8 protein-coding genes and 3 pseudogenes are annotated in these 12,506 nt (G+C 42.0%); 5 read left to right on the forward strand and 6 right to left on the reverse strand.

Annotated elements, in window-relative coordinates; translation table 11 throughout:
• Window positions 1-114 precede the first annotated feature (114 nt).
• Window positions 115-1,401: an IS110 family RNA-guided transposase gene (locus O9139_RS01270; RefSeq protein WP_270877637.1), complete on the forward strand. Its 1,287-nt coding sequence runs from the start codon at window positions 115-117 to the stop codon at window positions 1,399-1,401.
• A gap of 845 nt (window positions 1,402-2,246) precedes the next feature.
• On the opposite strand, the pseudogene O9139_RS01275 reads toward O9139_RS01270, so the two are convergent.
• A pseudogene (locus O9139_RS01275) lies at window positions 2,247-2,387 on the reverse strand (YnfA family protein); the annotation flags it as partial.
• A 618-nt stretch (window positions 2,388-3,005) separates the two neighbouring features.
• On the opposite strand from O9139_RS01275, the gene O9139_RS01280 reads away from it, so the two are divergent.
• Entirely contained in the window at window positions 3,006-3,584 is a 579-nt protein-coding gene (locus O9139_RS01280) for a DJ-1/PfpI family protein (RefSeq protein WP_270877638.1), read from the forward strand.
• A 215-nt stretch (window positions 3,585-3,799) separates the two neighbouring features.
• The gene (locus O9139_RS33255; protein WP_408638356.1) at window positions 3,800-4,207 is read left to right on the forward strand and encodes a DUF2691 family protein; all 408 of its coding nucleotides are present in this window, start codon (window positions 3,800-3,802) and stop codon (window positions 4,205-4,207) included.
• Window positions 4,208-4,673: 466 nt separating this feature from the next.
• Here the strand turns inward: O9139_RS33255 and O9139_RS01285 are convergent, their stop codons facing one another.
• Genes O9139_RS01285 through O9139_RS01295 form a run of 3 tightly spaced genes read right to left on the reverse strand, consistent with a single transcriptional unit; the run spans window position 4,674 to window position 8,408 of the window.
• Window positions 4,674-5,780 (reverse strand): GerAB/ArcD/ProY family transporter, encoded by a 1,107-nt coding sequence (locus tag O9139_RS01285; protein WP_270877639.1) that lies wholly within the window; start codon window positions 5,778-5,780, stop codon window positions 4,674-4,676.
• A 21-nt stretch (window positions 5,781-5,801) separates the two neighbouring features.
• Window positions 5,802-6,905 carry a Ger(x)C family spore germination protein gene (locus O9139_RS01290; protein WP_270877640.1) on the reverse strand — a complete coding sequence of 368 codons (1,104 nt, stop codon included), beginning with the start codon at window positions 6,903-6,905 and terminating at the stop codon, window positions 5,802-5,804.
• 6 nt (window positions 6,906-6,911) lie between these two features.
• The gene (locus O9139_RS01295; protein WP_270877641.1) at window positions 6,912-8,408 is read right to left on the reverse strand and encodes a spore germination protein; all 1,497 of its coding nucleotides are present in this window, start codon (window positions 8,406-8,408) and stop codon (window positions 6,912-6,914) included.
• 405 nt (window positions 8,409-8,813) lie between these two features.
• Here O9139_RS01295 and O9139_RS01300 point away from each other — a divergent pair, with 405 nt between their 5' ends.
• Together O9139_RS01300 and O9139_RS01305 are read left to right on the forward strand one after the other, a co-directional pair.
• Entirely contained in the window at window positions 8,814-9,710 is an 897-nt protein-coding gene (locus tag O9139_RS01300) for an alpha/beta fold hydrolase (RefSeq protein WP_333742435.1), read from the forward strand.
• Window positions 9,711-9,970: 260 nt separating this feature from the next.
• Window positions 9,971-11,350, forward strand: coding sequence for a phospholipase D-like domain-containing protein (locus tag O9139_RS01305; protein ID WP_270877643.1), 1,380 nt, complete (start codon window positions 9,971-9,973; stop codon window positions 11,348-11,350).
• 130 nt (window positions 11,351-11,480) lie between these two features.
• On the opposite strand, the pseudogene O9139_RS33260 reads toward O9139_RS01305, so the two are convergent.
• Together O9139_RS33260 and O9139_RS01310 are read right to left on the reverse strand one after the other, a co-directional pair.
• Window positions 11,481-11,888, reverse strand: a pseudogene (locus O9139_RS33260) (CBO0543 family protein); the annotation flags it as partial.
• Between the two features lie 378 nt (window positions 11,889-12,266).
• A pseudogene (locus tag O9139_RS01310) lies at window positions 12,267-12,506 on the reverse strand (IS110 family transposase); the annotation flags it as partial.

Raw genomic sequence — 12,506 nt, forward strand, 5'->3', positions numbered from 1 at the left:
GCTAAACATTCCTGTATAGCCTAAGAATTGGGCTTTGTCAAAAAAGGAGCGCCTCGGTATGATGGGTTTGTCCACGGGTTCAAAACCCAACACCATCAAGGAGGCGCTCTTATTATGAAGTTTAAGCAATCAGACGGACAAAATCAACGGATAGAACGAATTACCACTTCCCATCTTGTTGTAGGAATTGATATGGCGAAGGAAGTCCACGTAGCCCAAGCTACGAACTTTCGTGGGATCGTACTTTCTAGTAGGCATCTTTCTTTCAAAAACACCATTGAAGGCTTCGAGAAATTACAACGGTGGATCGACGGATTACAACAGAAACACCGATTAAAGAGTCTTATAATCGGAATGGAGCCCACAGGCCACTATTGGTATAACTTAGCCAATTGGCTTGATGACAAAGGTATAAATGTTGTCCTAGTAAATCCCGCAACTACGAAGCGAAACAAGGAAAATCGCGATAACAGCCCTTCTAAGAGTGATCCGAAGGATGCACTTGTCATTGCAGACGTTGTTAGTCGCGGCTACTACTATGATTACACACGCCAGGCAACCAATTTCCAAAGAATACGTACCATTATGAGCGATCGCGAATTTTGGGTCACGAATAGCGTTCGGCTGCAGAATCGAATTATCCGCTGGCTTGATATGCGTTTCCCTGAATATACGACGGTATTTAAACATTGGACCTGTCCACGATCAATAGCGACCCTCAAAGAATTTCCTTCCCCGCTAGAACTTAAAGATCAATCGACAGCGGATGTAATTACACGTTGGAGAAACCATATGAAGCGAGCTGGTGGTTCAACTGGTATTCAGAAAGCTGCCGAACTCATCTCTCACGCTAGCAAGAGTGTGGGGGATACAACGGCACTCGAGGATGCAAAGCAGGATCTCCAACGCTTAATAGACGAGTACGAGCGCATCGTCGATATATTAGAACAAATTGAAAAAGACATTGCAACCGTACTCGATGAGATTCCTATAGCAAGCCAGCTAAGATCTCTTAAAGGGCTGGGGCCAATCTATATTGCAGCCATTCTGTCAGGTGCAGGTGATCTAAAACAGTATGCCCATGGACGACAATTACTACGAAGGGCTGGGTTAAACCTCGCTGAAAGCATGTCGGGAAAACGAAAAGGGGAAATCGTAATCTCGAAAAGAGGAGATGCCAAACTGCGGAAATATTTGTATCTGGCTACTCTTACATTGGTGGGGATCAATGCTGTTTTCCGACAGTTGCATGAAGAAAATGTCCAAATAAAGCATATGAGTAAACAGCAGTCGGTGTTTAAACTGCTTGGGAAGTTGGCGCGGGTTCTAGTCGGTATGGTTCAGCGTGATGAGTCGTTCACTCCTGAAAAAACGATCCATAATTACACTCAAGCTGCGTAAGATTTATTAAAACGTGAATTGAGTCATTCGCAGGATTTCAGAAAAAGAAAGCACGGAGGACCGAGTTCGTATCCGATAAGGGCTTTGCCCCATCCGCTAAACGCTATCGGTCTCCACACCTTGGATAAGTGTAACGAAGGAATGTTAGGGCAGGGACCCGTAGAGCCGTGGGATGGTAAACTTCCAGGGTTATTGTGGAGGATACGTGCAGCAGAGTATAATTGGGGAAATGTTCCAAAGCGTTCGTTTCTTCTATTTCGGCATGCCCACAACACAAAGTTTACGGGTAAAAAAGCTCTATTTCCTACGGACCACTGCATTCCAACGTGAGAAATCCTGCGAATGACTGAGTATACGTGAGATAAACCCTTAAAACCGAGGGACGGACACGATAGTTGAACATTAATACTGCGGCAGCCGGCATCTGATCGGTTGCCGTTTTCCGTTAAAGTAACTGGCAGATTACTTAAACGATTTCATATATAATTTAAGGTGGCTTAATGAAGTTATTAGTTATTTTGAATGTGAGTGGATATTTCAGAATGGAATGGAGTTCGCATACTTTTTTGGGCGGTGTCCAGTATAATTTACAGTTAGGATTGAATTAACGGACACTTTAGTTCAAAAATGTAATCAAATTGAAATCTTATTTTCATGCTGTCTTAACGAATTTAGCCTATACTAAAAATTAAGACCCCCTTTAAAAATATATAACTTAGATCCGCAGCCCAGTGTTGTGGGTCTCTTTTTTATTCAGCTAACTAGGCAGTTTGGCGTGGAAAACAAAAGAGGCTCCGATCAGAGGGAGCATTTTTTACTGTCGGGTTTAACCAATGAAAAAATTATTACCCTCTTGGGGCCCATAACATGATAGATACACCGATTATACAAATAGCGGCTCCTACCCAGTCGTACATGTTAGGCATTTTTTTATCGATAAGCCATCCCCATAACACCGCAAGTACCACGAAAACACCGCCGTAAGCGAATGGACATTCAATCCAATATAAACATCATAACTGGACAATCGTTGGAGAAAGAATGAAAACAACCATACACAGGATAGTTACTATATTTGGTGCTGGGCTTATAGGCTCACTGGGATTTGAAGAATGCGTTTAATGTTGCACGATCCCGTTGTTCGGCGGTTCTCGGTTCTCGGGATCTCATCCTTCTTTTTGAACCCTTTGATTGTCGCGGGTCTGTCTCTTGTGTTTGTGATCCCCAGTGTCATGGTTTATCGGCGACGAAAGGCAAATGGGTTGGCGTGCGTATAAGAGTAAACGGACCTGAAGATAACGTATGTTCCTTTTACGACATAATCGGTGATGAGATAAAAAGCACGAAGAGTTAATGATCATAGGTTAGTGTTAACGGAGAACTTTTGTTGAATCGAAAACAGGGAGGCGGCCGTTCTAATGATCGTTCGCCTTTCTCAACTAACGGGCAGATGACTTTAAGTTTTCCTACTTATGCAGTTTTGATTTTTCGATTTGTTATGAGGACAATTGGGATGAAAAAATTGGGAATTGAAAACTTATAACGATGCGCTATACTAGGGATAGGGTAACGTTTCCAATAAAAATGCGAGGAGATGTTTACAAATGAAAATAGCTATCATTTGCTTTGATGATTTTACGGATCTTGATGTGTTTCTGCCTTGGGATTTGTTGAATAGAGTGCGATTGGTCGGTGGTATCGCCGATTGGGAAGTAAAGCTGCTTGGGACCGCACCATCGCATGTGTCTATGGCGGGATTAAGAATCCCCATGCATGGAATGGTTGAGGAGTCGAATACAATGGATGCTGTCCTGTTCGCAAGCGGAAGAGGGGTGCAACCCCTGTTCAAGGACCCGGCTTACCTAAGTCGATTTCAACTTACACCGGATCAGCAATTAATCGGATCCATGTGTTCAGGTGCTTTGCTCTTGGGAGCTTTGGGTTACTTAACAGGGAAACGAGCAACTACTTATCCGACTGCAGCCGCACAGTTAACTGCCTTTGGCGTGGAGGTCGTTAATGAGAGCTTTGTAAATAACGGTAACATCAGCACGGCTGCTGGGTGTTTGGCCGGACAAGAGTTGTCCGCTTGGGTAATTGAATCTTTGATGGGGAATGAAATGACCCAGCGCGTTCTGGAGACGGTTCAGCCTGTCGGCCAGGGACTTGAGATTGTTTTATAATCATAATAACATTAAATGCCGCATAAATGGTCAAAACCCCGTCAATCGATAGTCGAATAATCAGGGAGCAGCTCGCCGCGTCCGGAAGATGTTCCCTTTTAAGGTAAAGGAAAGAATGAATTAATTGGGTGAAATTAGGGGAGGTAAATTGTGCAAAGTGTGAGAGGCATAAGTTTCGAGATCCCTAATGAATACGGAAAATGGCTTTCTAAATCCTGAAGCCATTTGAACGTAAGAAATATAACTGGTTAGTTGGAGCCGGCGAAGAATACAAGTGGCAGGATACCGACTTAAAACCAATATTTCCAGATAACGTAAATATTCTTAATGGTGAGGAACTACTTCAATTCATCAATACGGATGTGTCTCAATATATTATTTTTACTGACCTAAAGGCTTTTCCTATAGGGAGTCATATTCTAAAAATCGATAAATACGAAGAATTTATAAAAAGCGATTGTGAACTGATATTGCTGAGTGTTGATTCAAGCTACACATCAATATACTGTAAAGATCCCAAATTATTGAGTGAATTGTACGTTAACATGGAGTCGCTCAAGGTTGACAAATTGTCATATATTACAGACGAAAATGACTTTAGATCTACAGTAATAGTGCGGTAGCATTTTGTATCAGAATTTTTGTACATGATGTGCATCATTGAGCTAACGGACGCGATAGTGCAAAGTCCAGGAAGCAGACTACCGCAGCAGCGATGAAGCACGAGATACATACTAATGGTGTACCATTTCTGCATATGGTAGGTTGTCTCCCTTGGTCAGAATCTTACTTCTGGCCATGTAATCAACTTGAAGTACATACAACGTTCATTTAGTTAGATACGATCTTTCTTATGCTTCAGTTGCTGGGTGACTATACCTATGACACACAGCAAAACTACAACTACGCAAACAATCAGCAGTACAGTATACACGTCCTACCTCCTAAAAACTCCATCTTGTGTCATAAGTTAGCTAGAAATTTCTTTGCTGAGTTTGGATCGCTATAATGAGAGTTAGTAAATCAGCAATCACATCCGTATTATCAAGAAAATGCTGGGATCATCTGGAGACCGAAAAAACTGTTATGTCAGCAGTTCTGTGCTTGTTTTTTTATAAATAAAGAGATAGCAAATAGTAGGGGGATGTAGAGAAACACCATATACTCACCTGCCATCGAGTATAAATGGAAATAGGTTTGGATTTGTTCGTCATCCCTAATAAGAAAAAACACAATTATAATGATCCCAATAAAAATCTTTAGACTAGTTCGTTGCTTTATTTTTGTCGTCTGTTTCATACAGTGGCAGGCTGCCCACAATCCTAAAGAAATAATGGCTAAGATCTTAACGATCCAAACGGTAATCAACAATGTTTCCATTCGCTGCATAATCGGGTAGTCAAGTGTCGAATACAAGCTTAAGGTTGGCCAAGTAATTTGTTGGAGTTGACCTTGACTAAAATACATGATACCTATACAAGATAGCGTTAAATATAAAATGCCACTAACCAAAACGGCCCCAAAAGCCCATGGGGCTGCTTTTTTTGGACTTCTGATGAAAGGGTAGACGACCAATAGATTTTCACATCTAACAAATTCATGCGTCATCTGTTTGGAGGATTGGGCGATTTGTGTTATTGAATGATCAAAAATCGGGAGAAAGTTATCCGTATGCAGGCGAGAGAAGGCAGCTACCAATATTTGAGGCAGAATGAAAATAAATATACTTAAAGTCCCCCACATACATAACCCTGCGATGGACTGAAATCCGCCCGAAATGGCGTAATAGACAATAAACAAAATAAATAATCCAATAGGCCAAATAAACATTTGTGGGAACACCCATATATGGATTATTTGAAGATAATACCTGAAGGTTACAAATGAACCAAATACGAAGAACAGAACCAGGATAAGATTAACGACAGTCCCCAATACCTTCCCGAAATATCGATTGTTAATGGAGACTAGGTTTGCTTGTTCCTGATTCTGTCGATTAAGGATAAAATACATCATCCAAACCAGCAAAGCGATAAAGAGAGTGGCTAGAACAACCGAGAACCAGGCATCATGTCCAGCACCAAAAGTGATATCATGTTGGAAACTCATTGTCCCCGGACTTACTAAACTTACATACATCAGAAATAATAAATGGATAGGAGAAACAGAAAATTTATCGCTGACTACTCCATTCACGTAATTTTGTCCCCATTCTTATTATTTTTTTATACCTGCCTTAACAATTTGCACTTTCGTGATTACATTTGTTTTCATGGAAGGATAAACTTCGTAAAATTCGGAGGCATTCCAGCCTCGGATTTTACTCCGGAAGAAGCTGCCAAAGCCAACCGGATCAATATTGGCACTGAGGCAGGATTGAATGAAATGTTCCATTTTACCGGATATGTATGTTTCGAGCTTATTTTGTAATGGATTGTTCTCTGTATGAGGAAGTCCACCTTTTATTTGTAGCTTCGCATTTATGTTAATGTCTAAAGCATATATTCGACGTGGATCGGCCTGGACGGGTTTGGACGTAAAGTTCGTCTTAGACTCCATAATTTGCACTAAAGCGAAGTTTTCGTTTTCGTTGTTTGCGTCATCCAAAGGATACATGAAGGTACCGTTCTTACTGTTTTCAACCAGCATTTTGAGCCATAGAGCCTCTTCGTTGCCCTTTTGTAAAATGAGCTTTCCATCCTTATCATCCTTAAATAGAACAATTCCTTCGACCAGTGTTTTTTTATTCGCGTCCCATGAGAGTAGCGGTAAATACATATCTCTTCCTTCATCAAAGAAGTTGAATAGAGTGGTTTGCAGGTCGGTATGTGGCAAATTCGCCGTATCCGAATTTTGAATAATCATTTTCATTAAAAATAAGGGATCATGCGTTGGAATCGTTGCTGCTAACAACTCTGATGCTTTATTTTTGGATACCGCTAGATTAAGGTTACCTGAAATGGATACATCTTGTGCGAGATATTTCAGTAAAGGACCAATATTGTGCGTGGCATACGCCTCTCCGAAGAGCATCATTCTCATTTGTCCGTATTTGATTGGATAGTTAGATTTGAGATTCAGAAGTTGGATCATGTCATAGCTATTGTTGGAAGTGGCTTTTAGCAATTTAACACTCGTTTTTTCCTTCTCGTTATATTCTCCAATAAGCGCGCTGGATAATACTTCCTTGTTATCCAAATCAAATCCGGCGGTTTGAACGAGTTCAATTTGGTTGATGACTTGTCTATTGCTGCATGAAGCAAGGAGGATACTCATAACTAAGAAAAGTAAAGAAGAGTTCCACTTCTTTTTGATTCTCAACGATTGTCACTCCTCATCAAAATCACGTTTAACCTTTGCTTTTTTAGGTGTATAACGAATGCTTGTAACAGGCTTGAGAAAGCTCGGTCTATTATTGATCTGTGTATAAGAAGAACGGATGATGCTATCTTTAAGATCGTTTTTGCGTAGTGGAAAGAAAGGGACTGTATATGGATAGCCCAATGAACGGAGTTGGGACACATGCACAAGCAAAAAACATATCCCGAGTGCAATCCCTAGACTGCCCCAAATGGCTGCGAGAAAAATGATTGGATATCTCAAAAATCGAATAGCATTAGACATCTTATAGATTGGAGTAACAAATGAAGAAAGAACCGACAGAGAGATGATGATAATTAGCACATTGCTTGTTAATGAAGCTTCAACTGCAGCTTGACCTAATATAATGCCTCCAACAATTCCGAGCGTTTGTCCGATACGACTTGGAAGACGGGCTCCTGCTTCCCTTAGAAATTCTACAGTAATCTCTAAAAATAATGCTTCGATGAGAGGCGGGAAGGGTACGCTTTGTCTGGAATGAATCAGTCGTCCAAGCAGTTCCTTGGGAATAATATCATAATGGAAAGTGATGACCGCAACATACATCGGGGTCGCCAGAAGAGAGAAGACAACACCGAAAATTCGAATTAAGCGAAAAAAAGATCCAAGCAGCCAAGGTGTATAGTAGTCTTCAGGGGATATAAAAAAGTCAAACAAATTCGTAGGTCCGGTGATAAAGTAAGGAGAGCCGTCACAAATCACGGCTACTTGACCCAATACAAGAGAATATACGACCCGATCCCTTCGTTCCGTTGTTATAAAAAGCGGGAAGGGGGTTAATGAGTTATCCGCAATTAATTGATCAAGCTGAGTCGTATCAAACATAACGTCAAAATTTAGATGCTGGATACGTTTTTCTATTTTGGCTACATTTTCTGGATTGGCAGCGTCTTTAAGGTAGAGCAGGGATACCTTCGTTTTGGAAATGGTCCCTACTGAAATTTCCTTAATAATTAAATCGGGAGTATTTAACTGCAGCCGGATAAGTCTTAGGTTAATATCTATATCCTCGACAAAGCCTACCTTTGGCCCAACGACGCTAAATTCCTCTTCCGCATCATTGCTTGTACGAAGGCCTTCATTGCTTGCTATCGGAACAAGTGCATATCTAGCCGGCACTTCATCACTATGTACAAGTACAAGGCCCTTTAACACACTTGACTGAGTAGTTGCAATTTGATCGGTAAGATGAATTCCTTCAATCGGAATATGAGAGACAACTTCTTCGATTGTTACTAAGGAGCGAGAGGGTTCTAACTGTTGAAGCGATCGAATTGATAAATTCAACATCTCTTTATCTATTAACGTTTTAAAGTAGGAAAACTTAAAAGTTGTTTGTGCAGTAAGCATAAAGGAGAGCTCTATCGTAACGAAGTCACTTGACTGTTGGCAAGCCACAAGGAAATCCTTCATTGAGATTGGTTTCAATTGGTTATTTGGCATGGCTGTTCGTTCCCATCATACGATTTGCTTATATTTTGGATGGAAGTTTATGTAATTATTCATAACAGACCTTTGTTTTCTTGAAAAAATAGCCTGGCAAATTTCTATTAACGGATAGAACGATTTAAACGACCAACAGGACCACCCTTCATATTGTCCTAGTCAACAAGTTGTCGCTTATTCTTCTTTCCATGCAGTCGATATCGAGATTTATGTAGAATAATCCATGTGACAAATGGTCGTCGGATTTTCAGTAAAACGAGCACGCTGTCGGTTGTTTTTTAAAAAACTATGATTAACAAGAGCTGGATATAGAAGAACATTGAACTGGCCGATAATATATTTGGAACATGAATCTTTAAGACGCCGTAGGCATATGCTCCATTATGTCGATTATGAGAGGGGATGTTGTTCGTGTTTCCTTATTCTTCGGGGAAATATCAAATTCCAAATCCTAATTATCGGTTCATACCACAGGGACAGTACTATAACCCTTATTCCGAACCGAGCTGGGCTTGGTGGCATTATCCTCAAGATTTCGGAGGCAGTTACCGACTACCTGCACCTCAGCGACTTACCTTCGTTCTTGTACATGGCGCGTGGGCTGATTCTCATTTTTGGGACGATGTGGCTGAAGTATTGCGTAGTCACGGGAACACCGTCCACGCTCCAGAATACGCAGGTCACGGATCCGATCCAAATAAAAATGTCACGCATGCAATGATTTCAAAATCAGTCGTTGATTATATAAAACATCTGAACCTGCACGATTTTATTCTCGTTGGTCACAGCTTCGGTGGAACGGTCATTCAAAAAGTTGCCGAACAGGTACCCGATCGTATCAAACGCTTGGTCTTCTGGGATGCGTTTGTATTAAAAGACGGAGAATCGCTTGTTGATCAATTACCGCCCCCAACGAGACAAGGTTTTGAAGCGCTTAGAAAGATGTCTAATGATGATACAATCATGCTTCCGTTTGAGACATTTCGGGCAATGTTCGTAAATACAGCCTCCACAGAAGATGCAAAGCATTTTTATACAAGTGTCGCTCCGGAGCCGGCAAAACCGCTTTTTGAAAAACTGGACCTTAAAGCGTTCTACGCGCTACCAACCCCCAAAAGCTATGTATATTTTTATCAAGATAATGTTTTACCTCAAGGGGAAGGCTACGGCTGGCATCCCCACATGTCAACACGACTCGGCCTGTTCCGCCTGATCGTTGGCGATGGAGATCATTTTACAGATACACGCACAAGACCAGCGTATTTGGCGCAAAAGATTTACGATGCGAGTCGGGATTGATCTGTTTAAACATAATTTGAATGAGCTTTTTTTGACAGAGGCTATAGATATGGCTCGGAAATTAAATACGTTTCTCAATCTGAACTCGGAGAAGAGTAGTTAAGCTAAAGGACACTAGAGCTTAATAATAATTAAGCGCGGCTGCCGTCATGGATCGGCAGCCGCGTTGTGCTATCGGGCAGGCCTTAATATATTATTAATTTTTTCCAAACCTCGGATATGATAGGATGAATTTATCCTGTCGTTGAGGAGGAGCCCCTTTGTCAACCATTTCCAATTTAAAGTCGCATATTCCCTATATCGAATTCGGATCTTATCCAGTACGATACGGAAATGCCGTGTATCCGCTTGTAGATAGCGCTCCGACTTTTAGGCGCATCTGCGAAGCGATTGAAAATGCGCAGTTTAGTGTCTGGATTTCGATTACTTTCATGGCACCGCATTTCCAGATGCCTGACGGCCGCGGTACCATTCTGGATGTGTTGGATCGAGCGGAGGCTCGGGGGCTGGACGTCCGGGTTTTATTCTGGCGTCCCAACCAAGAGAGCAGTGGTTATGGCCAAGCCTTTACAGGGTCCAAGGAAGACCGTGATATGCTCGCTGCACGGGGCTCGCGTTTTCGCGCCCGTTGGGATCAAGCATACGGGAAATATTGTCAGCATCAGAAAATTTGGCTTATTGATGCGGGCCATCCGTCCGAGACGTCTTTTGTTGGGGGAATTAATCCGACATTCAAGGCCGTCGAACCCGGGCATATCGGGGAAAATCAACGCCACGACATTTATGTCGAAGTGACTGGACCGTCCGCAACCGATGTGCACCATAATTTCGTTCAAAGGTGGAATGAAGCCAGTGAGAGGATGGAGATTGACGGAATATGGGGACATACCGGCAAAGACGAATTACCCTTTCCCTCCCATGTATCCGAGCCTCGGGGAAATACACCGGTACAAATACAAAGAAACGTATACGAACATCGCTACAACAATAGCTACCCTACTCCGGAAGGGAAACCGTTCAATCTTGTTGAAGGTGAACATTCTGTTTCTGAGCAATACCTAAAGGCGATTGATGCCGCTCAAAGCACAATTTATATCGAAAATCAGGCTCTCCCGATTCCGGAGATTGCTGTCAGACTGGAGAATGCTCTGAAGCGAGGCGTTGATATCGTGCTGCTCGTTCCGGCTGATCCCGAGGAACATGTACGGGCAGCCCGCAGGAACCCGGAACGCAAAGGTTTCTATGATCATATAGAAGCGTTGGGTAGCTATGAGAATTTTACTCTGGTCGGAATTTCCAGTCCTGACGGAAAGGGAGGACGCAGCAATATTTACGTCCATGCTAAAGCCATGCTTGTAGACGATGTTTGGATGACTATCGGCTCTTGCAACCTTCATTCGAACTCGTTTTATGGTCATTCGGAGATGAACGCATCGATATGGGATGAGGAAGCGGTTAGTACGTTTCGTAGGCAGCTTTTGTTCGAGCACCTCGGCCTAGATACCGGACATCTGGATGACCGCTCTGCTCTGAAGCTTTTCCGAAAAATAGCACACGATAATCGCCAAAAGCGAGAGCGCACCAACTTTAACTGGCAAGGTCTTGCGTTTAGGCTGGAACCTTCAGCTTACGGAGAATAATTAAGTCTCCAGACGAAATGTGCCATTTTCATTAAGGGAAATGTAGCATAGCGTAACATAAGAAAAGAGGCTCTTCAAATGGGAGCCTCTTTTTGCTCTAAGGGCCGGAGCGTTGTTCGATTGCTGTTGGTCATAAATAATCAAATATCCACATGAATCCAACTGTAAAAGGAATCGAAAGCAACAGTGCTACAATCGGCTTTTTGTAATGAAGAAAAAGCATTGGAAACATGATGATGTAGAAAATCACACTCCACCCCATATTCCATCCCCTAAAATAATCCATTCGGTCAGTCAGGAAAAAAATGTACTCGATGACAGAAAAGACAATTATCCAAGATGCCCAGTACAGAGATATGCGCTTCCACTGAATAGGGTGGTAGGATAAAAACAAAATGGTCATTGAAGTTTCTACGATAAAGATAATCATGATGTCCAGCAGCCCTTGGGGGATGAGCGAGGACTTATACAACCAAAGGGGGTTAGTTTTTACGATAAAGCTGTAGAGCAGGTTGAGCATTACCATATAGAGAATCGTGGGGTAAAACTCTTGTCACTTAGACCACTTTGCGTAACGCAAGGCAAGAAACAAAAGAATGCCAGCTAGTGAAAGATTCATGTATACATGACCTCATACCGAGGCTGCACCTCGATGTAAATTTTCGTTATTACTTTCATTCTTTACATCTTGCTTGATTCTAAACTCGATTATAATACAGAGATCATTTCTTTTCGTTCATAGGAAGTCCTGAATAGCTCCGGACGGTAGCGGGGAGGAGCAGTTGGTTCTCGCCTCGGAATCATGTGCTTTCGCATTTCGATGAACTCCCATGAAAATTAAATCCGGAGTATCAGAAAAAGGCCGCACTAAATAAGACGCCACTTAATCATTTTTTGAAGCGTCTGGGGAATGGAGCTAGGAGTTAGCGGCAATTGTTACGGAGTAACCTAAGTTCTCTAATCTTCGAACGGCATACTTTACAATAGATTGCTGCTTCTGTTTGTCAAAATAATCTTCACCAAGATCTACGTACATTTCTTTACGAGTGAGGAGATAAAATGCAATTCGCAGCATTGCATGGGCAACATTTATTGCTGCTCGTTTTTTACCTTTTCGCGCAGCTGTCCGCCTATACATTGCTCCGAGAAAATTCTT

Origin of the sequence: Paenibacillus aestuarii (assembly GCF_027789125.1) — a bacterium.
GTDB classification, from domain to species: Bacteria; Bacillota; Bacilli; order Paenibacillales; family NBRC-103111; genus Paenibacillus_E; species Paenibacillus_E aestuarii.

Coding starts and splice junctions, on each gene's coding strand:
- O9139_RS01270 (WP_270877637.1), top strand. CDS start 115: ATGAAGTTTAAGCAATCAGACGGACAAAATCAACGGATAGAACGAATT.
- O9139_RS01280 (WP_270877638.1), top strand. CDS start 3,006: ATGAAAATAGCTATCATTTGCTTTGATGATTTTACGGATCTTGATGTG.
- O9139_RS01295 (WP_270877641.1), bottom strand. CDS start 8,408: ATGCCAAATAACCAATTGAAACCAATCTCAATGAAGGATTTCCTTGTG.
- O9139_RS01300 (WP_333742435.1), top strand. CDS start 8,814: ATGTTGTTCGTGTTTCCTTATTCTTCGGGGAAATATCAAATTCCAAAT.